This is a genomic window from Paraglaciecola sp., from assembly GCF_030730205.1.
In the GTDB taxonomy this organism is placed as follows: domain Bacteria; phylum Pseudomonadota; class Gammaproteobacteria; order Enterobacterales; family Alteromonadaceae; genus Paraglaciecola.
In genome coordinates, this window is sequence record NZ_JANQVQ010000028.1 from 41,563 (window position 1) to 66,189 (window position 24,627).

Here is a 24,627-nt window from a genome sequence, read left to right on the forward strand (position 1 = left end):
CGAACGATCATGTAATGGCAAATTGGCTCACCGAGTGGCTCATTGAGTGGCTCACCGAGTGGGCCAATTTGCTCTCACGCCTCTGAGTTTAAATTTCTCACTCAAGTGTTTTTTTATCTACCAAACTAATCTAAACTTGTCGAACTAATCGTTTTTATAGATGAGTTTTTCATGAAATGGCCCAATCTTAAACATTTACACTACTTAGTTATTCTTCACCAAGAACAACATTTCCACCGTGCTGCCCAGCATTGTCATATTAGCCAATCAACCTTAAGTACCGCGATTCAAAATTTAGAAGAGCAGTTTGGTACCCAATTATTAGAGCGTGACCATAAAAACTTTGTCTTCACACCTTTTGGTTTAGAGTTGGTCGAACGCAGTAGGGCGCTACTGACTGATGCCCATGAGCTAGTGGATTTTGCCCAAAGTGCTGGAAACTGGCAGGCTGGTAAATTGAAGTTAGGGGTGATCCCCACCATTGCGCCATTTTTATTTGAAGGTTTGATCAGTCAAATAAAACAAAATTTGCCTGATATCACTTTACAACTTCAAGAAGACACCACCACTAATTTATTAAGCCAGTTAAACGAAGGCGCCTTAGATTTATTGATATTAGCCTTACCCATGGAAACACCGGGGTGTAAGCAATTAGTACTCGGTCATGATCCTTTTCATTTAATTGCCCACAGTGACTTAGTGCCTAATTTACCTGTTCCGCTTGATGTGTCTGCCCTGCCCAAAGAAAGTATATTTTTATTACAACAAGAACATTGCATGACCGGCCATGCGGTCAGTGCTTGTGGCTTGTCGTATAAAGACCAAGTTAGCTCATTGTCAGCCAGTAGCCTGTACACCTTAGTGCAATTAGCGAACAGTAAACTGGGCTACACCTTCATGCCAGAATTAGCCATTAAACATCATATTTTGAAAACCACACCTTTAGTTTCGATGCCAGCGGAAGATAAAGCCTATCGAGAGATTGGTTTGGTGTGGCGTACAGGTACAACGCGGGTGAGGTTGTTTCGCCATTTAGCCAATCTACTGGCTCCTCTGATCCCAATTCCCACCTTAGAAAGATAATGTCCTCTGTGGTCAAAAAATAGTGTTTATTTAGTTAATATTTTCAAACTATTTTTTGATCCTCTTCGACTTAAGCTGTGAACCTAAAAAACAGGGAAACTAACCAGTGTTTGAGAAAAGCGATGAACAGCTTATAGCGAAAGCACTGCAAGGCAATAAACAGGCTTGGGTCAATTTACTTAAGCGCTACGAAAAATCTATTTACAACTATGGCATTAGGATGACGGGCAAAAATGAAGACGCCCTGGATCTAATGCAAGAAGTATTTATTTCGGTTTATCGAAACCTTGCCACGTATCGTCATGAAGGCAGTTTTAAGAGTTGGTTATTTCGTATAGCCCATTTTCGGTGCATCGAATTCTATCGTCGTAAACGTCCTATGGAGGGCTTAGATGATGTGCCAGAAATTGAGTCTGAACAAATCCCCAATGAACAATATATTGATAGTGTCAAAGAAAACAAGCAGCTGATCCAAGCGATGCAGCGATTGCCCTTAGCCCAAAAAACGGTGATTGAATTGAAATTTTTTGGTCAATTTACCTTTGATGAAATTGCCGAACTAACGGGCATGTCGGCAAATACCGCAAAGTCCCGCATGTATGGGGCTTTAGAAAAGTTGAAAACCTTAATGGAGGTTGATTATGCCTGATGTTACCAACGAGCAATTACTTGCTCTGTGGCTAGACGGTCGTTTAAATGCACAACAACGATTAATGTTTGAGCAACGCTGTGTAGATGATGAGGTCTTTGCGCAACAAGTTGAGGCGGCGAACAACATAACGGTACATGCTCAACATTTTATTGAACAAGATGTGCCACATTGGGATCGTGCAGCAAGTTTTACCGAGGTCAAAAATACGCCATGGTGGCATTGGCAAGGGCTGTCTGGTCTATCTATTGCCATGTCTGTGGCTGCCATGTTGATGGTGGTGACAGGTTTACAAATTAAGGTTGATGACGGCGCGCTGACAATCAGTTTTGCTGATAATCAGAGCCAGCTGCAAATTGAACGGTTAGTAGAAGATAAGTTGCAAGAGTACAAAACCGAGCAACAGCTGGCGATGAATCGGTTTACCCAATCTTTGCAACAACAACAATTAGATGCGAGCAGTCAGTTGACCCAATATTTATTGACGTCAAGCCGCAAGGAAAGACGCGAAGACTTTGCCGAGCTGATTAAGTTTGTTAACGAACAGCGCTCAGACGATCAACTTTTTTATGCTCGTCAATTGAATCAATTACAGCAAGATATCTATACCAATCCCGCTCAATCGGGTTTGAATAGCAATAAAGAGTGAGGATATACCCATGAAATTTAACCTTAAAAATACCGTTTTAGCCATGACCTTAGCGGGCTTGACCATGACTCAGGCGAATGCCCAAGCGCCTACTAACATAAAGGATGTGCGTAACGAATTGGGTATAATGCTGAATATTTTGCAAGCCTCGTTACGTCAAAACAATAATAAAGAACTCAGATTCAGAGCCAATAGCGTCACTTACTTAGCGAATCAAGGGGTGGTTTTTGGCATTAGTAGTAATAACCATGGCAAGGTCTTCGGTTTTGATTTAGGCAATATGCTAAGTGATATTTCAGCCGCCATGCCGGTGGCGCCACCGGTTAATAATTCGGGCACCGGTTTTGGTTTTGATTTTGACGAGGTGGAGTTTGAAGAAGCCATTCGTGATGCCTTTGAACGTGACAGTGAATTTGCACAAGACACCCGCGATAAAATGCGTGAGCTAAGTGAGCGCCAACGTGATCTTGCCTGGGAGCAACGAGAATATGAACGTAACCGTCGTGATCTTGAGTTTGAAAAACGCAGCGCAGATGGTGAACGTCGCAAAGAGCTTGAAAAAGAGTTAAATAAACTTGCTAGTGAAGTAAAAAAACTCGAGAGCAAACGGGTAGAACTAGAGAAATACACAGAAGAGCTGGCACAAGAACAAAGTAAAGTCGCTGCCGAGCGAGAAACCGCGAGACAAAAGTTGTATAGCCAATCTTTAGCTGCTTTTGAAGATACCGTGGGTACCATGTTATGCCGTTATGGCGCGGGTTTAAAAGCCTTACCCGATGATGAAAATATTAGTTTTGTTCTCAATGATTTCATCCAAGCCCAAGATAACAGTGCAATCGGTACTCATGACAAAGTCTACGTGTTTAAAAACAAAGACGTTAAAGCCTGCGTAACGGGTAAAAATAACAAAGAGCAATTGTTGAGTGCGGTCACCACTTACTTGTTTTAAGGGGGCTACAATCGCTTATCGAGGAAAGATTGCGTGCTTATTTACCCATGAGGTCAGCTTATGCTGGCCTCATGGGGTTCAAGGACTCAATTTCGCTTGATACAAGAGGCATTTTTGCTCATGACATTTTCAATTTAAAACGTTAACCTAGCATGATTTTTTATTTTGGGATTGAGTATGGCAACGTCAGTGGTAATGAGCGGTTCTGGTCTGTGGACCCCGTCACATAGCATATCAAACGAAGAATTGGTTCAGGCTTATAATGCCTATGCTGAACAATTCAACACAGACAATAGTGCCGCCATTGAACGTGGCGAAGTCAGTGCAAAGCCTTTTTCCAGCGCTGAATTTATCGAAAAAGCCTCTGGCATTCGCAGTCGTTTTGCCTATGTCAAAGAAGGCATCTTAGATATCAACCGAATGCGGCCCAGCATAGCGCCACGCTTAGATACAGAATTAAGCGACCAAGCCGAAATGGCGATTTATGCTGCTAAAAAAGCCCTTGAAGCGGCCAATAAAACTGCCGCTGATATTGATGTTGTGATTGTATCTTGTGCCTATACGCAGCGCTCTTATCCGGCCTTAGCTATTGAAGTACAAGATGCGCTAGGAATAAAAGGCTTTGGTTTTGATATGTTAGTAGCCTGCTCGGCTGCCACATTTGCTTTGCACCGAGCATATGAAATGATTGCAGCAGGAACGGCTAAGGGCGTATTGGTCATCAACCCAGAATTAACCTCACCGCAGGTTAATTATTGTGATCGGGATAGTCATTTTATCTTTGGTGATGTAGCAACGGCGATGGTGGTGGAAGCGGCAGAAACCGCTAATGCCGAACATGTCTATGAAATCATGAGTACCAAGGCTGTTACTTCATATTCAAACAATATTCGTTCAAACTTTGGCTATGTTAGCCGAGCAAATGACACTAATCCCTTTGCTGCGGATATGTTGTTTCATCAAGAAGGGCGCAAAGTTTTTAAAGAAGTATGCCCGATGGCCGTGGAGCATATTAGCGAGCATCTTCAACGTCACTCATTAGACTCTACTCATATAAAACGTTGGTGGTTACACCAAGCCAACATCAATATGAATACTTTAATCAGTCGTAAACTACTGGGCCGTGAGCCGAGCATTGAAGAAGCGCCGATTGTATTAGATAGCTATGCAAATACCGCTTCAGCGGGCTCGATTATCGCGTTTAGTTTGCATCATCAAGATTTGGTCAGTGGTGACATTGGTTTGTTGTGTTCCTTTGGTGCTGGTTATTCCATAGGCAGTTTATTGTTGAAGAAACGCTAAGCAACAATCAGGTAAATAACCAAAACATGAAGTCTGCCAAGGATCGATAATATGTTAGCTGTAGTAGGTTATGCCGTTAGTGCCATTGGATATGCATTTTTATTGCTGTTGATCTTAACGGTACGCAAGTCTGGTTTAGCAAAATACTTATTGGTTTTGGCGACCGCAGCGACCAGTGTCTGGTCGGGTGTACCGTTTTTTTTCGCTGAGTTGTCTATCGAAAAAATCATTTTTTTTGATAATGTCAAAAACCTGTTTTGGTTATTGTTTTTAGCCTCTTGTCTTAAAGATAACTTTAAAAACATTCAACAAGTCTTGGCGCGCAAAGAAACGTGGTTGATCGTATCTTTGCCGCTCTTTGGTATGCTGATCCCTTATCTGGGGCATTCGTTAGAGTCGTGGCAGTATTTAATCCAAACCACCATCGCCCTTGAGTTTCTTGTTTTGTTGGAGGTTATTTACCGGCAATCGGGCGACAATCGCTGGGCGCTCAAACCTCTCATCTTATATTTAGCGGTAATCAGTATTTTTGATTTTTTGACCTTTGCCAATGCGTTAATGATCGATCAAGTCCATGTTTACTATTTATCTTCTCGCGGTTTTATTTACGCTGCACTCATTCCTCTTTTAGTGTTAGCTATCAGGCGGGTCAAAAACTGGGGTGTAGAAATTTATATCTCCAGAGATATTGTGTTGCATAGTACCTTGCTACTGGTGGCTGGTGGCTATTTGTTGTTTATGGCGTTGGTGGGCTATGTCGTTAAATATATTGGTGGCGAATGGGACACCAGCATCCAAGTAGTCTTGATATTTTTATCGTTAACCTTATTGCTTGCACTGTTTATGTCTACCAGTTTTCGCACTCGTATTAAGGTTTTTATTACGAAACACTTTTTTGCCAATCAATTCGATTATCGCCATGAGTGGGTCAAATTAACTGAGTGTTTAGAAAGTCCGCAAACTGAAATTAATGAGATAAATCTCACTGCTTTGAGGGGCTTTTTACAAGCAATAGAGTATCAAAGTGGCTGTTTACTGCGTTACCAGCACGGTGAATTGATCAAGCTAGCGGATGTTGATCACTCTGATTTAAATGACGATGAAAAAACCGTTTTATTGACTTTATCTGAGTTTTTTAAACAGAAGGCTTGGATCATTGATTTAACTGAACTGCGGACCCATCCACACAATTATGAAGGGCTTAAAATTAATCACGCTTTACTCAATCAAGCTCGGTTCCAAATCATTGTGCCTTTGTATAAAGACAATGAATTTTGGGGGATGGCCGTAATGTTAGGGGCGCAGCATGCGACTAAAAAGCTGAATTGGGAACTACGTGACTACATCAATGCCGTTACGGCGCAAGTCTCTAACTTTTTGTTTCATCAGCAGGCTGCTAAAGAGTTGGCTGAAAATGCACAATTTGCTGCGTTTACCCGCATGTCAGCATTTGTATTGCACGATTTAAAAAACGTGTTAGCGCAAATCGACCTTATTTTATGTAATGCTGAACAGCATAAAAATAATCCTGAATTTATTGAAGATACCTTTGAGACATTGCATCATACTAAAGCGAGAATGGAAAAAATGCTGAGTCAATTGACTGAAAAGCATAGCAATGTGGCCAGTTCTGAATCTCTCGTGTTATTGTCTCAGTGTATTGAACAAGTTGTGCAGCAACGTTGCGCTACGTTATATCCGACACCCAATGTGTCGGTGAACAACGAGACTGAAGTGGTACTCGACAAAGAAAAATTCGCCAATGTGATGTATCACCTTATCAGTAATGCACAACAAGCTACTCGAGATGATGGTCAAATTGACGTGATCTTGGATAAGTCTGACAATGAAAAATATATGCTGGTAAGAATAGTCGACAACGGCTGTGGTATGAGTGAAGCGTTTATTCAAACACGGTTGTTCAAGCCTTTTGATACGACAAAAGGTAACGCAGGAATGGGGATTGGCGCTTTTGATGCCAAAATGTTCTTAGATAAGATTGGTGGACAACTTAGTGTAGAAAGTGAAGAAGGACAGGGTTCAACCTTTACTTTACGCATTCCAATTTAATGATGAAGAAATGATTCGAAGGGCATAGACATGGAAAAAATATTGGTCGTAGAAGACGACTTAGGAATACAAAAGCAACTGAAATGGAGCTTTGCCGGTTACGAAGTCATTTTTGCTGAGGATAGAAGCAGCGCGATAGCGCAATTACGACGTTTTGAACCTAAAGTGGTGACCTTGGATTTAGGATTACCACCGGATCCGGCTAATGCCACTGAAGGCATGCAAACCTTGGAAGAGATTTTATCTTTAGCACCACAAACAAAAGTTATTGTAGTAACGGGCAACAATGATAAAAAAAATGCCTTAAAAGCCATCAATCTTGGGGCATACGACTTTTATCAAAAACCGATAGACTCAGACACTATTCAAATTTTGGTGAGTCGCGCGATTAATTTATTTAATTTAGAAATGGAAAACCGCCACTTAGCCGCAGTGGCCCCATCTATGGATAAAATTATTGGGCAAAGCGAAGGCATATTAGCCGCCAGCCGCAAAGCGGAACGAATTGCGCAAACTGATATCAGCACCTTATTACTAGGTGAAAGCGGTACAGGTAAAGAAGTCTTTGCTCGCAGTATTCATGAACACAGCTTACGAAAAGATAAACCTTTTATCGCCATTAACTGTGCATCGATTCCAGAGAATTTATTAGAAAGTGAGTTGTTTGGTTATGAAAAGGGCGCCTTTACTGGGGCGAACAAAACCACGCCTGGTAAGATAGAAACGGCGCAAAACGGCACTTTATTTTTAGATGAAATAGGCGATATGCCCATTGGTTTACAAGCTAAAATGTTGCGCTTTTTACAAGAAAGAGTGATTGAAAGAGTGGGGGGGCGCAGTGAAATACCGGTGGATATTCGGGTAATTTGTGCAACGCACAGGGACGTACCCAGCATGGTGGCTGAGCAAACTTTTCGCGAAGATTTATATTATCGAATCGGTGAAATCAGCATTAATATTCCCCCTTTGCGTGAGCGCAATAACGACGTTATTTTATTAGCGAGAACCTTTCTAGCCCAATACAACAACGAATTTAAAACTAAAATAAAAGGCTTTAGCGATAGTGCGATCAAAGCAATGACGCAGCACAAATGGCCGGGCAATATTAGAGAGTTACAAAATAAATTAAAAGCTGCGGTGATAATGGCTGAGGGCTCGCATATTCAAGCTGATGACTTGAATTTAAGTGTCAATGATGAAGTCCCCTCCATCGATACTTTAAACTTGCGAGAAGTTCGTGAACAAGCTGAAAGCAGGGCTATTCGAAATGCGTATCAGGTAGCTGAGCACAATATGTCAAGAACGGCAGAGTTACTTGGGGTAACCCGTCCTACACTCTATTCTTTGATTGATAAATATCACCTAGATGATATCAAAACCGGTTAGGTGAGATATTTTTCTAAGGTATGATGATGGGCGGCTGGTTCACTCAGCTGCTTAATTTAGGTCTTTATGGCACATACGTTTTACCTTTCACTCGCGTTTGTGGCTCTTATCTGTAGTTGGCTAGTTGGCAATTTTTTGAGCCCTTATGTAAACCTTCCTCCTTCTTTAATGGGCTTATTTGTGATGCTCGCTGCTTTGCTAATCCTCAAGCGAGTTCCATCACCATTGTTTATTGTCAGTGCTTGGGTGTTGCGCTGGATTGCTCTGTTATTTATTCCAGTTACAGTAGGCGCCGCTGCATTTATTGGTGAACTTGGTCCTTGGCTCGGCTTGTTGCTTTTTGCGGTATTGCTCAGCACCGTTGTGAGTTTGTTATTGACCGCATGGCTCGCGCAAAAGCTGCTGCTTAAGAGCTCCGGAGATTCAGCTGATGGTTAACTTGCTGGCTAGCGAATTACCTTGGCTGACTCAAAGTGTATTACTGTTGATTACCATTACTACGTATATTTTTGCTGTGAAAATCAATCGCCTAAAGGGTTCATTACTATGGTTGCATCCTATTGTGCTAAGCAGCATCGCTATGCTTGCTATCTTAACCTTGTTTGAGCATAGCATCGAAGCTTATGCCCAAGAGGTTGGTTTGTTAACATGGCTTTTAGGGCCAGCGACCTGTGCACTGGCCATCCCTATTTTTCGTCATTTGCGCTTAATTCATCAAGCAGGTATAAAAATGATCCTAATCATTTGTGTGGGGGGACTGACCGGCCCCTTAGTGACATGGCTAATTTTATATGCGGCCACCGCCCCAGACTGGTTGCAGTTAAGTGTGCTGACAAAGTCCATTACTACGCCTTTGGCAATTGATACCAGCCGTTTGATTGGCGCTAATCCCTCATTAGCTGCGGGGATCGTCATCTTAACCGGATTGTTAGGTGTGCTCGTCAGCGGACCAATATTTCGTCTATTCAATATCCATGATAGTAGTGCCCGAGGCCTTGCGTTGGGCACTGCAAGTCATGCCATTGGCACTGCCCATGCCATTAGCCTCGGAGAAAAAACAACTGCGTTTGCTACCGTCGCCTTATGTATCAACGGTGTTGCTACGGCTATTTTATTGCCGTGGATAATGTCCGCATTTTTACCTTTATCTGGTACATAATCTGCATAGGCATAACCAAGGTCGCTGATAATCGTACTGTGTTTTATTTTATGAATTTAATTTTAAGCAAAAAAACTGGGGTCCGTTTAGCCTTCTTGAGCTTTGTAATGTTGTTAGTGGCTTGTGGGGGAGGATCATTAGATAGTGATACAAATTCTCCAGCTGCTAAGGTCATTGTTAATGCCGGCAGTAATAGAAGTGTGGATGAAAACACCACGATAACCCTCAGTGCAGAGGCAATTGGGGTAACTGAACCTTTGAGCTATGCATGGCGCGCTAGCCCGAGTTTAGTTATTACCCATGAAGATACCAGTGTCGCAACCGCTAGTTTTGTGACGCCTACTACGACAAGTATCTTAAGTTACATATTTACCTTGGAAGTAACCGACGCGGATGGCAACAAGGGTTCAGATACGGTTGAATATCAGGTTTTACCTGTCAACATCGCACCAAGCGCACAAATCGTGGTCAATCAAATTCAGGGTTTCGCGCTAAATCAGTTTCCTGCTGGTATTGAAGTTGTCCTTGATGGTAGTACCAGCTTTGATACCGATGCTTCAGATGGCAGTCAAACAGTGACGCAATTTAAGTGGCAACAAACTGCCGGAGAGGAAGTCTTAGGTGGCATTAGTACCGATGGCGATAGCTTAGCGTTTATCAGTCCTGTTTTAGATAATAACAATAGCCTTAGTTTTACACTAACAGTGACAGATGAAGAAGGGGCACAAGGCAGTGCTTCCGTTACTCTTAGTGTTCTTAGTGCCAGTAATACTGTGCCGGTAGTTAATGCTGGAGTTGACCATCAAGTGTTTTCTGGTGAGTCTATTATTTTAGCGGGTGAGGCGAGTACCAGTGTTGCGGCTGCGCGTCCTTTGCTTTACCAATGGCTAAATGATTCTGAATTAAACCCATTGATCAGCGATCCTAAACAATTACGGACTCATGGAGTCGCACCTAAAGTTAGCTCTACTCAAACGATGACATTTACCTTAGCGGTAAGCGATGCCTCGGGAAATGTAGTAGAGGATGCCGTTAATGTTGTGATTAACCCTTTATTGATCAGACCTTTAAATGACACTGGCATCTTATTACAAGCAAACAACTCCACCAATACCACTGAACACCAACACGACTTTCCTGGCCAAGATGCTCAGCGTGGTCAAGACATTATCGCTACAAATGGTTTACTTGAGAAAGCGGGCAGGGGAGATGCTGGCTTTGATTTTACTCGCCTAGATAACATTGGTGATGAAGTGGATGATAGTCAACAAACATGGTCGTGTGTAAGAGATAATGTCACAGGCTTGATTTGGGAAGTGAAATCAGCGGCAACCTCTACTGATTTACATAGCAGTGCTCATACGTATTCGTGGTATTTAAGTGAGCAAGGTGACGAATTCAGCGGTGCGCAAAGTCCTACACTAGCAAGTTGTAGTTTAACTGAATGTAATACTGCCGCTTATGTTGCTGCTGTTAATAGTGCTGGCTTGTGTAACTTTAATGATTGGCGAATGCCTAGCCATCAAGAGTTACTGTCGATCGTGCATTTTGGTCGAATAGCACCGCCGATGATTGACCCAGACTACTTTCCTAATACCGCAGAATCGACTTTAGCACCAGCATGGTATTGGACCAATCAATCCAGTGCTGATGGTGCGGATTCTGATAGCTCACGTACGGCATGGGCAGTAGACTTTAACTCTGGTAATGACAACTTCTTAATGAAAACAAATGTGGCGTTTATACGCTTGGTGAGGGCAGGTCGATGAAGCTCAGTCTTTTATTCTTTACGGTATGCGTGTCATGCTCGGGATTGGCTCAAACCTGCCTCGAAAGTATTAATGAAACCACGCCTAGCAGTAACTTTACGATAAACCTAAATGGCACGGTAACCGACAGTCGATTGGGCTTAATGTGGATGCGTTGCAGCTTGGGCCAAACGTGGAATAGTGCTTCGGCGAGCTGCACCGGGGACGCGCTTGAGTTAAATTGGCAAGAGGCCTTACAAACAGCCCATGGTTATATCTACGCGAATCAGACAGGATGGCGAGTTCCTAACGTCAAAGAATTGGCCAGCATTACCGAAGGTCAATGTGTGCGACCTGCCATCAATACTGAAATTTTTCCGAATACCCCAGCCGATGACTTTTGGACTTCCAGTCCGGCGGTGTCAGATCCCCAACGAGCGTGGGTTATTGCCTTTTTTAATAGCAGTAATTCAATTAAAGAAAAAAGTCTATTTGTGTATACCCGTTTAGTACGAACCGCAAATTAACCTAGTATTTCGAAAGCTTATCGGATCCTCCGTTGCTATTTTTAGCTGACAAGGCAAACTAAGCACAAAGATTTATTAGAGAAAACTATGGCGTTTAGATTTCTGCTTCTGTGTTGTTTTTGTGGCTCTGCTTACGCAGATCTCGACTGTGAAGTGGCCCTTAATTTTGGTTTAGTCATTAACCAGCAGCAAATTCGGGTTATTGACAATAGCCGAACAGTGTATCAGATCAATGGTGACTCCCAGCTTATGGTGGGTGGTCATTGGATTGAACTGCCCGACGAACACCAACAGCAAAATTTAGCTGAACTTGCTAAGGGCTTGCACCTAGTCGTACCCAAAATGATTTTATTGGCAAACGAAGGCGTTGAACTGGCTGTTGATACTGTCGAGCAGGTCTATTCGGGACTCATGGGCAAAGACCATAAAAGTCAGCAAAAACTCCAAGCCTCCCTAGAGCGGGTACAAAAAAGTGTCCGAGAGAAATTTATTCATGCTAACGATACTTATTATATGGGGCCAGGTCGTCTAGAAAATGTCGATGATTTTGTTGATCGCGAACTTGAAGAGCAAATCGAACACGTGATGAGCACGTCTGTAGGTGGTATTTTATCGGCGATTGGCGGTTTGGTGGCAAGTGAGCAAAACACTGAGCAAAAAGTGGATGAACTGGCGCAAAAACTCGAAGACGTCGGTAACGTTATTGAACGGAATGTGGCTCCTAAGGCACAGTCCTTGAAACAAAAAGCTGAGTGGTTTTGTAATAAATTTAAAGAGTTAGATCGTGTCGAAGAAAACTTGCGGCAGAATGTGCCTGAGCTCAAAGCATATAATATTCTCAATACCAGCTCTAATACAATTAGCATCCCTCAATAAGCGTATCTACTCGACTTTGGCCGTGATACGCTCTCGTCAGTCAATATCTACCAGCCTAACTGCTAACCCGGGCTGACAACAACGTCAATATTTATCATTGTTTTTTGCCTTGGGTTTGCTTCTGCCAAGGATGTAAAGTCAACACGCCCGGATAAAACAAATTAAAATGTTTCATTGTGTGTCGTAATCTGCGCCGCTTTATTTCATAATATGTAACGGTTGTAGTGTCTGCGGCATGAGGGGAACATAAGTAGCAGACCTCCCGATATAAATTTACGACAAGGTTATTCAAAGGAAAGTTAGGTCTTGGTACTACACTAAGATTATTAAACGCTTTTATCGTTTCAGAATTGACTGAGAAACGTTGAAGTAATTGGTTACTTTGGGCATCGCACCGACATATTCCATTTTATCCGGCAGCTAGTTTGTCGACATTTATTTCGTTTGCGCTCTCTGTATTTATAACTGAAAAACGTATTTTGGAGTCTAGGCTGTCAATGATAAGTTCCGTCAAAGTTCCTTTGATATTGATTATCGTAATAACAACATTGAGCGTAGCGTTATTCTCGCTGACTATTTCCATTAATCAACACGAAATTCTCTATCGTGAATCAGTTAAGTCCGATTTGGACGGCCTATCTGAAAATTTATCTAACGACTTGGTTAGCGTTTTAGTCTCCTCCGATAATGAAATTGAACTAGACACGATTTTGTTGCGTTTAGACAGATATGAAAATGTAAAATTTGCGCATATTTTTACCGTTGATGGTGAACGTTTAAGCAGTTATTTTGGAAAGTCTGGGCAGCCAAATCAAACAGAAAATAAGCCTTCTCTGGCTAATTTTTTAGATATTTATTCAATAGGTATGACAATCGAACGCTCACAGCTTATTGCCTTCAAGGTGATTGGGGATACGCGTTTAGCCCAAGGTTATTTGGTCATTGTGAATGACCTAAATAAACCCTTAGAAAAAAGTAAAAGGCAAATGCTGGAGAAAATTTCTCCCTTGTTAATTCTTATTGTGACAGTAGCACTGCTCGGATTGTATCTATTTTTAAATCGACTGTTATCTCCTCTTAGCGAACTATCCCAATTTGCCAATGAAGTTAAGCGAACGCACGACTATTCCTTAAAGCCCAATATTAATGGCAAATACGAAGTTGCTGAACTCAGTGATGATATTGGCCATATGATGGATGCTATCAATGCCGAGGTGGAGCGTAATAAAGACTACACCATGCGCCTTTTATCCCAGCAAAAGGCGATGGAAAAATTAGCTAATTTTGATAGTTTAACCGGCTTACCAAATAGGCAATTTTTTGTAGAGTTGCTGCGAGTTGAAATTGCAAGAGCTAAACGTGTCGACTCTGATGTCGCTTTACTGTTTTTCGATTTAGACGGTTTCAAAGACGTTAATGATGCCTTTGGCCATGAAGTCGGTGACAAATTACTGATTAAAATCGCCGAGCGGGTAAAAAGTTATCTACGTGATGGGGATGTTATTTCTCGCTTAGGCGGTGACGAATTTTTAATTATGTTGCATAACAACCCTAATGAATACGTGATGACTGACATTGCCCAGCGGATCGTCAATGGCTTGAGTGAGACCATTAAAATTGAAGAATGGCAAATCAATGTGGGAGCCAGTATTGGCATAGCAAAGGCAAGTCAGTCTAATTTTAATCTGAGTGAATTTATCAGTAATGCTGACTTAGCAATGTATCGTTCAAAATTGGAGGGTAAAAACCGCTACACCATTTTTGTAGAATCAATGATGGAAGACAATAAACGTAAATTGTTAATTGCTAAAAATATTGATGAAGCCTTAGCTCACGACAAGTTTACCTTATTTTATCAACCTAAAGTTGATGAAAAGGCCATAGTGAAAGGTTTTGAAGTCCTGTTGCGTTGGCATGATAAGGAGCTGGGTTTTATATCACCAGCAGAATTTATTCCCATCGCAGAGAACTGCGGTAAGATTAATTCAATTACCTCGTGGGTATTACGGCAAATGTGCATCGAGTTCACAGAGTTGCAAAGTACGCAAATTGAGCATGTCCGTTTGGCGGTCAATTTATCAGCAATAGATATAAAAAATGAAACGTTGTTTACCGAAATCAGTCAATTGCTTGAAGACTACGACATTAACCCTAAGTGGATTGAATTTGAAGTGACTGAATCAGCCTACTTAGAAAACTTAGATATAGCCAATGGCTTCTTTGCTAAATTGCATGAATTGGGCGCAACGATCGCACTGGATGATTTTGGCACCGGTTATTCCTCTCTCGCTTACCTGACTCAAATTAACTTGGATACCTTAAAGATCGATAAACAATTTGTTGATAATCTCGGCGTGTCTGAGCGCAGCAGCCTTATCACCACCACAGTTATAGATATGGCAAGCAAGTTAAATCTGCAAGTTTGTGCAGAAGGGGTAGAAACCAGAGAGCAGGCGGATTATCTCATTGACCATGGTTGCCACTTATTACAAGGCTATTTGTTTGGTCGACCTGTCAGCTTAGAAGACGTCAAAAAAGCTGCCCTGTTAAATTGACCTTGCCTTTGGGTTGGCTGAGCCTCTCACTACTGGTATTGGTGCACTTCGCTGCGGTGTAATTTTAGTGATAGTGCGTTATTACCCCAGCCACTGCGTTTATAAGCGCAAAAAAGTCGGCTGCGCTATTGCTTGGGGCAACTCGCCGATACCTACCGAATTGAACAACTAGGGATGTCAACTCAACGTGGTATAAAGCAAACCTTTGCTTATCCCACTAGTCAGTTAATTAGAGTTAGGGAGCGTATAAATAACTTGCAAGCTATCCGGTAACCGTACCGTTGAAGGTAGATAGGTTACCGCACCAGGAGTATTTTCAACATACTCAAGCAAAGCATCTATATCGTTCAATTCTTTAGGTTGCGTTTTACGACCAGAGAAGCGCATTTGCGCCCAGAAAGACTGAATACGATCCTCCGTCATGCCAATCACCTTAGTATTAAAATTCACTCTTACTAAGCTACTAGGAGGTAATGTCACCACTTTAAGTTCATGGCCGACAAATGAGCCCATAAATAAACTCTTAACCTGTTGCTTTGACAATTCTAATTCTTGTTGCTGAAGATTCGCAACCACCACAATTCTCAGTTCTTCATCATTAACCTGAGTAATAGCATTGGTTGAAAATGCTGAAAATGCTGAAAATAGCCAAACTAACAAGGAGGTTTTAATTGAAGGAATGTGCATTTTCAAAATACCCACTCCCATGCAACCTGAATTAAATTGGCTTTATAATCGAATTTTTCTAAGTCTTGAATATTGAAGTAAGAACGTTCGCCTTTCACACCACGTAAGTGAGTCACTTCAGCCTTTAAAGCCATTCCAACTTTAAGGTCCCAACGAACGCCTAAAGCATAACTGGTTAGAACATCATTTGGGAAGGTATCAAAAATCGTTTGATAACCTGCAGACAAGGCGTCTATTTGCGGATCTAGGCCAGCGCGTATCTCGACAACAGGCTCAGCAAAGTCTGCATTATTGCGCCCATAGGTAAAATGGTAAGTGAATGAATCCACAGTTTTACCAGCAGATACATAATAACTAATAATGTCGGGAACAAAAATGACGGGCGAAGTCACTTGAGTGATTTCCGATTTCACAAAATAATCAATGTTATCGTAGGTCATGCCTAATTGATTAATTTGTACCTTACCTTGAGTCTTTAGCGAGTCTGCTGATAGGGTGTAATTAAGTTGGTATAAAATATCAGCCAGGGCTTTCATTTCAGGAATTTCGACTGAAAAGTCGGTGTTAACTGTAGACGCTCTAAACGTAAAATTTTGACTTTTAACCGTTAACACTAGCCCCAACATGTTAGTGACTTCGGTGTCTATTTTTTGCACGCTACTAACAGATAACTCGTCTTTAAATTCACCCCAATAGGCCTCGAACTCTGCATTAAAATCCTCGGCAGAAATTTCATAGGTTAAATCAATACCATCAAATTGATCAAATAAATAACCGCTATACACTTGCTGAGGAGGATTAATCCAAGGATAAGCATAGCCAACATCTAAAGTATCACTGTACAAGTGAAAGGGCGCACGCTGCCTGCCTAATTTAACATTTAATTCTGGAATAGGGTGGTAACTTAAATACAGCCATTCAACACCGGAGTTTCGGTTTTCCGAACTATGGGCTAATAATTGGCTGGTTAAGGAAAAGGTCTCACTTAAATCAACATCGAGCTGCAAACCAAGTAAGGAACCTTCACCTGCACTGATATTATTATCATAACCTTCGTAGCTGGCATTTTTGTCGTCTAAAGTACCTAGCACAACACGAGAAAAACCGGAAAAACGAAACTCCGGTGTATCAGCATACGAATAAGTTGCACTTAAGCCGCTAAAACCACTTAAGGCTGATAAAAATAGGATTCTACTCAGTTTCAAAAAAAACCTTAACTTAAACGTTTCTGTTAATGATTCTAAGTGAGAACAATGATTTACACAAGGCGATAGGTCACCGCGTCTTGTTTTACAATTCACATTTAAAAAAAACGTTCATCTTTGCTAAGAATCATAGAAAAAGCCATTGCTATCCTTAGCGCTGAAATACCTATGTTTTTTTATTACTGATACTTCATTGCCTTACTTGGAAACCAGTAAGATGTTGCCATTTTGAGTTCTTTCATGATGAATATTGAAATTTTGCGATAAGGTATTTAACAACACCTCGATATCATCTGTTTTAAATACGCCTGCAATCTTTTGGTTTCTGAGATTTTCCTCTGGAATAATAAATTTTGAGTCTGTGTAACGAGCAACTTCATTCATCGCATCCTGCAGTGTCTCGCCTTTAAAAATGAGTTTTCTATCTAACCAGCCTAAGGACACTTTGATATCCTCACCACCAAGGTTTGCTCTTTTTTGTTTACTCGTTAGAGATGACTTTATGATGACCATGTCACCAGGGATCGCCGCTTGTGTCACACCCAAAGGTAAATCCATCGCCATCTTAATACCACTTGCAGCATCAACTGACTGTTTAATATTTTTTAATTCAGCAATAAGTACTTTGCCATCGGTGACTAACAATTCGATACTTTCATTCAACACTTTTTTTACATTAAACGCAGTACCAACAGCTTGAAATACGGTGTCATCGGCAATGACGCTCAATGGTCGACTGTTATCGTGGGCAACATCAATAAAAATTTCACCCTTGACTAACTTAATGAGTCGCTCATTGGCGTTAAAGTCTACAGTGACGAAACTATTGGTGTTGATGGTTAATATGCTACCGTCGGATAAATTAATGGTAGAATGTTGGCCCACCGCAGTTTGATAAGTGGAATGTGAGGACATAACTTTATCGGCAGTAAGAAATGATTCATCTTCTGTGAGAGAAAAGGTAGTAAATAACCAAACAAATAAAGAACAAAAGATGACCGAAGCGGCAATGAGGTAAGTTCTGCGTACAAATTTTCCGGAATTGTTATGAATAGCGGGTTGGAATAGGGTAGACAACTGTGAAAAGCTATCTAATTTATCCCATGTACTTGCCATCATAAATAGTTCTTGTTCGTTGCGCTCATTTTTCAACCAATGCTGTAACTCTTTTAATTCAGCTTTAGTCAAACCTCGGTCTAACCTAGTAACCCATATAGCGGCCTGTTTGTTGATTAGAGCCTGATCGCTGATGTCATATACATTACTCATTTGGCATTTCCTGATTTAGAATAAGATTGTGCCTTTAACGTTTGCATTCTGCGCATTTCATTACACTTTATCAGGCCATTTGCGATGTGATTTTCCACCGTATTTTCACTTAAATTTAAGCTTTTTGCGATTTCTTTCTGGGTATAGCCATACACTTTTTTCAACACAAATACTTTTCGACATTTAACCGGTAATTGTCGAACAACTTCACAAAAACGTGAAAATTCTTGGTCGGTGGCAAATCCTTCAAAGGTGGGGTCACCTTCTTGTTTTAAGGACGCAATATCTTCAAGTTCTAATTCTTCAATACTTTCGTTAAGCCTGTTTGATGCTTTATTTCTATGATCTAAAGCTAAATTTTTGGCCATTTTCAACATAAAAGAACGAGGGTATTCTATATTCACCTCAGACTTTACTAAACAGAGCTTCACATAGGTTTCTTGTACTATATCTTCAATATCATCGGGAGGTACTATGCTAGAAATAGTTTTAATTACCAACTTTCTTATTCCCAAAAAAACATCTGTCATATTGCCAGACATAATATCCTTAAGCCTTATAAGTACTCTATTAACTATTAGACGAAACATCATAGGCTTTCCACCAAACCTATGGCACTTTATTTAGTCTCTTAGTAGCCAGTTCATCTGGTAAGTTTGCGTACATTTTTAAAAATGAGTAAACCCCACTTTTGTTGAAATCCTTATGTATAACTAATGCCTAATTAGTTACGACAAATTCGTTTCATTTCGATAACTAGTGTTATTATTTTGTAAATAATTTTGGTGGAATCCACCGCCTTGTCCGTCTCTATGAACAGAGTAAGAAAATATCTTACTTCAGAGGTTGAGTTGAAAGTACTGATAAAAATAACATTTATTGTCGCTGCAACAGCTATGTCGTCTTTAGTTAGGGCCGATACTGCTTATTATGAAAAAGTACATCAATTCAATATTTCTCAACAGAGTGCGGACCAATCATTAATTGAACTAGCATCACAAGCAGACTTTACCTTGGTCTTTCCCTATGACTCAGTGAAGTTTGTGACAGCCAACTCGATTAATGGGCAATACACAATCCTCAAGGCCATCGAATTATTGATTGATGGAACGCCATTACAGGTAAGTATTAACGCCCAAGGTTTGCTCTCTATTGATAACAAAGAAAATAAGAGTCGACCCATTACCATGAAAAAATCGAAAGTTTCACTCGGCATCTTCGCTGCCTTAGCTGGCATGATTGGTTTTACCAGCGCAGCACAAGAGATCCCGCAAGACAAAACACTCGAACAAGATGAAATAGAAGTTATCAACGTAACAGGATTCCGTAATGCTTTGGTTAAAGCCCTTGATGCAAAACGCGATGCATCAAATGTGCGCGAATCGATAATGGCTGAAGACATGGGCAAGTTTCCTGATTTAAACGTCGCTGAAGCCATTCAGCGTATTCCCGGAGTGGCCATTTCTCGTGAAGGTGGTGAAGGTCGAAATATAACCTTGCGAGGTTTTAGTCCCGGGTTTACTCGCACCACATTAAATGGCATGGAAGTACCAGCAGGTACAGACGGTCTCGATTCGGGTGGTGTAACTCTAAACAATAGCCGAGCTTTTGATTTTAATGTATTTGCTTCAGAGCTATTTAATCGAATTGATATTCAAAAAACCCAAACGGCCGCAATTGAAGAGGGTGGTATTGCGGGTACGGTAGATATGTATTCTGCTCGACCTTTCGACAGTACTGGTTTTCATTCTTCAGTATCATTAAAGGGAGGTTATAATACGGTAACCAAAGAAAACGACCCTAGATTTGCCTTTCTGGTCAGCAATACTTTTAACGATGATACCTTTGGTGCTTTATTGTCTGTTGCTGTTTCTGATCGTACCGTGCGTCAAGAAGGCTTTGGCAGTGTGCGCTGGCAACCAACCAATCAAATTGGTGATGGAACATGGGGCGATACCTCGCAGCTATCTACTATTAATGGTACACCAAGCAACTATTGTGGTGCGGAAGAAGCCATATCTTGTTTGTGGGTTCCACGCCTGCCTCGAGCTGATTTTTTTGGTAATGACCAAAGTCGTATCGGGGTAACGACCTCACTGCAATACAAACCCTCTGACGACATGTTGTTTACCCTTGATGTCCTGCATTCTGAGCTGGAAAACGACAGACGTAGCTACAATTCAATGGAATGGTTTATTAATCGCGGGGCACCAGGAAATTTCCAAGGACAAACACCACTTGAATTTACCGTAGATGAATCAGGTAAAATATTAGTTGCCGGTAGTTTTGATAATGTGACCTCATGGTATGAAAGCCGTTATCAAGTATCTGATTCGACCTTCGATCAGTATGTTTTTTCAGGTGATATGCAACTTAACGACAGCCTGAAACTCGATGTAATGGTAGGCTATGCTAAAAATGATTCAGATAGAGAAGAAATTCGCTACTACTATCGTTCTGTGCCACATTTTTACTCTTATGACTACAGCAGCGCAGATGCAGCTACTGTTAGCTACGGTGATTACGATGCCACCGATCCTAACAATTTTGTGGATGCGGTTAATGCGGCAAACCGTAGTCATAATGTTAAAAAAACTAACCTTACCAGTAAAATTGATTTGCAATATTTAGGTGACAGTTTTGATATTAAAACAGGTATTGCGTTTAATGATCGCGAAGTAGACAGCCAAACCGGTAACGGCAACTTTGTTACCTTTGACCCCTCACAATACGCCACTGCTTTCCCTTACTCAGATTTTGGTCATGGCCTAGATGGCGCAACTTTAGTACCTTTCTTAGTGGCTGATTTTGATAAACTAGAACAAGATGGCATCCTCACTCATGATTATACCCCTAATACCGCCGCAGGTTGGGTAGTGGGCGAACAAACTAAGGCCTTATATATCGAATATAATGGTGGCGTTGATGTTGGCGATATGTTTTTACGCACTAACTTTGGTCTGCGTTATGTGAATACAGAAGTCACGTCAGAAGCCTTAGTGGGTGATAATATGGTTTCAGTAAAACGCAATTACAATAACTTCTTACCATCGATGAATTTAGCCTTGGATGTTAGTGATGACATTATTACGCGCTTGTCGTATGGTCGAAGCATGACGCGCCCAAGTCTGGCAAGTTTAAATATCGCTGCACCGACCTTTGGCTATACAACGTTCACTGTCAGTAATTTAGGCAATCCTGGTTTAAATCCTTATGAATCAAATGATATCGACTTAGGGATAGAGTGGTATTTTGCGGAAGAATCGGTATTGGCATTTAATGTCTTTAACAAAGAGGTTGTTGTTTCCCTTGAAAACGAAGAAGTTGAAAAGTTAATTGACCAAGAATTTTGGCCGGTTATATATTCTGATCCTCAATACATCGCAACCGCCCCGATAGGCGATCCTGCAACTCAAGTTTATTCGCATAATATTCCCATTAATAATAATGATGGATTCACCGTAACAGGTTATGAATTAAGCTACCAACAGCCATTTACTTTTTTTGATGGTTGGTTATCAAACTTTGGTGTAGTGGCTAACTACACCCATGTCAGTGCAAAGGAAGTAGAAGGGGTATCACCTAATTCTTATAACTTTACTCTGTACTATGAAGAAGAGGATTATGGTGCGCGTATATCAATGAATAAACGTGATGACTACCTAGTAAATAAAGATGGCGGTAACGGCAATCTGCAAGAACGCAAATACGGCCCGACTCATGTGGACGTGTCAGCTTTTTATCACTTTAATGAAAATATTACCTTTTCACTTGAAATCATAAATTTGACTGACGAAATTGAACGTATCTACGGAACAGGTGACGGTGACATGGATTTAACCCGTGAATACAGTCATACCGGCACCGAATATTTCCTCGGAGCTCGATATAACTTCTAAACGATAGGCTAAAACACGAAAGGGATGCTTACACATCCCTTTTTTACAACGAGAACAAGCTATTATTCAAACCTTTATTCCAATGCGCACTGGAGTAGATAACGATGACGTTTTTTAGGGCTCGTTCAACATATTTGTTAACAAATAACTTAGCTGTTTTATTACCGGTGGCATCTTCTCGTATTTTTGACAACAGAAAAAGTAAGTCGGCTTACAAAAGGGTGAAAAATGAGCACATATCACAATCGAAGTAGAATAAAGATTTTTAGCTTTGTTTTACTATTTGGGCTTTCTATTTGCCATTTTCATATTGGGGCCACAACGCTTGACGAAAGTGACCCCGAAATCAAAGCCATTGTTGATCCGAGCAACCCTGAGGCTTTCAAAACAATCACTGAGGCCCTTAGCGCTGCGCCTAATAATTTGACCTTACCCTATACGATTAAAATTATGGCGGGGGATTATTATGAAAAAGTGGAAATATCCAAACCTTTTATCAGGCTTGTAGGAGAGAGTGCCACTACGACTCGACTCTATTTTGACGCGTATGCGGGATTAAAAACGTCTAGCGGCCAAACACTTGGTACATCAAAAAGTGCGACACTTACTATCAACGCACCGAACTTTAGCGCAGAAAATTTACACATTGAAAACACCTTTGATTACCCTTATTACGATGGGCTTGCTCAAGATAATCCTAGTCGTTTGAACGGTTTGCAGGCGGTGGCGGTGTTGACCAATCAAGGCAGTGATAAGGCATTTTTTAAAAATGTCAATATTAGTGGATATCAAGATACCTTATACCTTAAGTCAGGCCGTTCATTTTTCTTGAATACAACCATCAGTGGTCACATAGATTTTATTTTTGGAGGCGGAACAGCGGTTTTTTATCGTTCAAATATTGTGACGCGATTTCGTCCAAATCAACCTTATCCCATAGGCTATGTCACGGCACCAAGCACGCCGATTGAACAAAAATTTGGCTTGGTATTTATAGACTCGAGTCTTAAAAAGGAAGCCGGTGTAGAGAAAAACAGCATGGCACTGGGAAGACCTTGGCATCCCACAACGTCTTTTGAAGATGGCCGTTATGCTGATCCACGAGCAATAGGACAAACGGTATTCATCAATACCTTTATGGACGACCACATACAGCAAGATCCTTGGCACCCCATGCATGGAAAATCTAAAACGGGGGAAATGATAATGTTCAGTCCCTTAGAAGCACGATTTTTTGAATATGCTTCATATGGCCCAGGTGCGAATCCGTCTAAAACTAGAAGACAACTTACTTCAGCTGCAGCTTTTTCAGTGAGTAATATTCTGGCAGGTTGGCAACCTCCAATCGATAACCAGTTGTACAGCGGTCATGTGGATACCAGAGAAGTCATAGACCATTTGGTTGGTGAAATAGCAGATTTCACCATTGAAACTGAGTTTGTAAAGAATGTCAGCAATTACCCCTTTATCACCCCCATAAATCAGACAAGCACAAATAACCTTGATGACTCGGTGATTTCTCATCTCAATGTAGTCTATAAAACAGTGCAAGGGATTGACTTATACCTTGATGTCTTTTCACCCAAAACAATAGCTAAACCTGTTCCTGCAGTTGTTATGGTTCATGGTGGTGCTTGGCGCTCGGGAGATAAATCACATCAAGTGCCAACTGCTAGGTGGTTAGCAGAGCATGGTTACGTGGGTGTTGCAGTGGGATATAGGCTGTCAAAACAGGCGTTATATCCAGCCGGATTAGAAGATATTAATGGTGCAATAATCTGGTTAAAACAGCATCATCAACGCTACTCTGTCGATCCTAATAGGATTGCAATTTTAGGCGCATCCTCTGGCGCACATATGGCGACATTGTTAGGTACAATGGGTACTGATCCCAATAGTGATTCACCTTACGAGGCCGTGAACGCCATTATAAATATTGACGGTGTGGCAGATCTGGCTTCACCACAAGCACGTGAATTTGAAGATAAACCCAATAAAATTTCTTACGCTGCTCTTTGGTTGGGGGGCCATTATGTCCAAGAGCCTAGACTTTGGCATCAAGCATCCCCCATTGAATATGTAGGGAGATATACTCCGCCTACGTTATTTATTAATTCATCTTATGACAGATTCCATATTGGCCGCCCCGCTTATGTGGAAACCCTATCCCAATATGGTATTTACTCAGAAATTCACACCATACCCGATACACCGCATCCGTTTTGGCTTTTCCATCCTTGGGCTGATACAACACGAGATATTTTACTCAACTTCTTAAATAAAGTATTTGCTCCGCCACTGTCAGAAGTAGACAAGTTACTCATGCCCTGTGCACAAGCTTGTGTAGAAGGTGAGGCCTTTAATGGTGCCCAACAATGATAGGTAATTAGCGTAAGCAACGCTTAAATCACTAATTTGAGAGGGGTTATCAATCTGCCGTCAAAGTGCTTGTCAGTGTTATACCAATGATAAGCACAGCACAAACTTTACTTCTTATTATCTAATGGCTCTGTATTTACCGCTTTGTCCTCTGGCAATGGATTAGGGCTTGCGCCAATAATATGAATATCGCGTTGTGGGAAGGGAATTTCAAAGCCATTTTGGCTAAGAGCTT

The 24,627-nt window shown here is 41.2% G+C and carries 19 protein-coding genes; 15 read left to right on the plus strand and 4 right to left on the minus strand.

What is annotated here, in order from left to right; translation table 11 throughout:
- The first annotated feature begins 171 nt into the window (after window positions 1–171).
- From NWQ57_RS02530 to NWQ57_RS02590, 13 genes are all read left to right on the plus strand, one after another.
- Window positions 172–1,083 carry a hydrogen peroxide-inducible genes activator gene (locus tag NWQ57_RS02530; protein WP_306020426.1) on the plus strand — a complete coding sequence of 304 codons (912 nt, stop codon included), beginning with the start codon at window positions 172–174 and terminating at the stop codon, window positions 1,081–1,083.
- Window positions 1,084–1,189: 106 nt separating this feature from the next.
- Window positions 1,190–1,732: an RNA polymerase sigma factor gene (locus tag NWQ57_RS02535; protein WP_306020427.1), complete on the plus strand. Its 543-nt coding sequence runs from the start codon at window positions 1,190–1,192 to the stop codon at window positions 1,730–1,732.
- Window positions 1,725–2,381, plus strand: a complete 657-nt coding sequence (locus tag NWQ57_RS02540) for a hypothetical protein (protein ID WP_306020428.1) — start codon at window positions 1,725–1,727, stop codon at window positions 2,379–2,381. The genes NWQ57_RS02535 and NWQ57_RS02540 overlap by 8 nt, the downstream gene beginning before the upstream one ends.
- Window positions 2,382–2,391: 10 nt before the next feature.
- Window positions 2,392–3,330: a hypothetical protein gene (locus NWQ57_RS02545; RefSeq protein ID WP_306020429.1), complete on the plus strand. Its 939-nt coding sequence runs from the start codon at window positions 2,392–2,394 to the stop codon at window positions 3,328–3,330.
- Between the two features lie 177 nt (window positions 3,331–3,507).
- Window positions 3,508–4,632 carry a beta-ketoacyl-ACP synthase III gene (locus NWQ57_RS02550; protein ID WP_306020430.1) on the plus strand — a complete coding sequence of 375 codons (1,125 nt, stop codon included), beginning with the start codon at window positions 3,508–3,510 and terminating at the stop codon, window positions 4,630–4,632.
- A 51-nt stretch (window positions 4,633–4,683) separates the two neighbouring features.
- Window positions 4,684–6,702: an XrtA/PEP-CTERM system histidine kinase PrsK gene (gene prsK / locus NWQ57_RS02555; protein WP_306020432.1), complete on the plus strand. Its 2,019-nt coding sequence runs from the start codon at window positions 4,684–4,686 to the stop codon at window positions 6,700–6,702.
- 30 nt (window positions 6,703–6,732) lie between these two features.
- A complete protein-coding gene (prsR, locus tag NWQ57_RS02560; protein ID WP_306020434.1) occupies window positions 6,733–8,088 on the plus strand; it encodes a PEP-CTERM-box response regulator transcription factor in 1,356 nt (451 codons plus the stop codon).
- 66 nt (window positions 8,089–8,154) lie between these two features.
- A complete protein-coding gene (locus NWQ57_RS02565) occupies window positions 8,155–8,526 on the plus strand; it encodes a CidA/LrgA family protein (RefSeq protein ID WP_306020436.1) in 372 nt (123 codons plus the stop codon).
- Complete coding sequence (locus NWQ57_RS02570) at window positions 8,519–9,247, plus strand: LrgB family protein (RefSeq protein ID WP_306020437.1); 729 nt, start codon at window positions 8,519–8,521, stop codon at window positions 9,245–9,247. The genes NWQ57_RS02565 and NWQ57_RS02570 overlap by 8 nt, the downstream gene beginning before the upstream one ends.
- 50 nt (window positions 9,248–9,297) lie before the next feature.
- Entirely contained in the window at window positions 9,298–11,016 is a 1,719-nt protein-coding gene (locus NWQ57_RS02575) for a DUF1566 domain-containing protein (protein ID WP_306020438.1), read from the plus strand.
- Window positions 11,013–11,522 (plus strand): DUF1566 domain-containing protein, encoded by a 510-nt coding sequence (locus NWQ57_RS02580; protein WP_306020439.1) that lies wholly within the window; start codon window positions 11,013–11,015, stop codon window positions 11,520–11,522. The genes NWQ57_RS02575 and NWQ57_RS02580 overlap by 4 nt, the downstream gene beginning before the upstream one ends.
- Window positions 11,523–11,609: 87 nt before the next feature.
- Entirely contained in the window at window positions 11,610–12,398 is a 789-nt protein-coding gene (locus tag NWQ57_RS02585) for a YggN family protein (RefSeq protein ID WP_306020442.1), read from the plus strand.
- A 497-nt stretch (window positions 12,399–12,895) separates the two neighbouring features.
- Window positions 12,896–14,953 (plus strand): bifunctional diguanylate cyclase/phosphodiesterase, encoded by a 2,058-nt coding sequence (locus tag NWQ57_RS02590; RefSeq protein ID WP_306020443.1) that lies wholly within the window; start codon window positions 12,896–12,898, stop codon window positions 14,951–14,953.
- 225 nt (window positions 14,954–15,178) lie between these two features.
- On the opposite strand, the gene NWQ57_RS02595 is transcribed toward NWQ57_RS02590, so the two are convergent.
- The 4 genes from NWQ57_RS02595 to NWQ57_RS02610 all read right to left on the minus strand — a co-directional run bounded on the left by NWQ57_RS02595 (window position 15,179) and on the right by NWQ57_RS02610 (window position 18,707).
- Window positions 15,179–15,640, minus strand: a complete 462-nt coding sequence (locus NWQ57_RS02595; RefSeq protein WP_306020445.1) for a hypothetical protein — start codon at window positions 15,638–15,640, stop codon at window positions 15,179–15,181.
- Window positions 15,641–15,642: 2 nt separating this feature from the next.
- Entirely contained in the window at window positions 15,643–16,845 is a 1,203-nt protein-coding gene (locus NWQ57_RS02600) for a hypothetical protein (RefSeq protein ID WP_306020446.1), read from the minus strand.
- A gap of 198 nt (window positions 16,846–17,043) precedes the next feature.
- On the minus strand, window positions 17,044–18,114 hold the full coding sequence (locus NWQ57_RS02605) for a FecR family protein (RefSeq protein ID WP_306020447.1): 1,071 nt from the start codon (window positions 18,112–18,114) through the stop codon (window positions 17,044–17,046).
- Entirely contained in the window at window positions 18,111–18,707 is a 597-nt protein-coding gene (locus tag NWQ57_RS02610; RefSeq protein ID WP_306020448.1) for a sigma-70 family RNA polymerase sigma factor, read from the minus strand. Before NWQ57_RS02610 ends, NWQ57_RS02605 begins: the two co-directional genes overlap by 4 nt.
- A 219-nt stretch (window positions 18,708–18,926) precedes the next feature.
- On the opposite strand from NWQ57_RS02610, the gene NWQ57_RS02615 reads away from it, so the two are divergent.
- Both NWQ57_RS02615 and NWQ57_RS02620 read left to right on the plus strand, forming a co-directional pair.
- Window positions 18,927–22,013, plus strand: a complete 3,087-nt coding sequence (locus NWQ57_RS02615; protein ID WP_306020449.1) for a TonB-dependent receptor — start codon at window positions 18,927–18,929, stop codon at window positions 22,011–22,013.
- A 228-nt stretch (window positions 22,014–22,241) separates the two neighbouring features.
- Window positions 22,242–24,392, plus strand: a complete 2,151-nt coding sequence (locus NWQ57_RS02620) for a pectinesterase family protein (protein WP_306020450.1) — start codon at window positions 22,242–22,244, stop codon at window positions 24,390–24,392.
- Window positions 24,393–24,627: the final 235 nt, after the last annotated feature.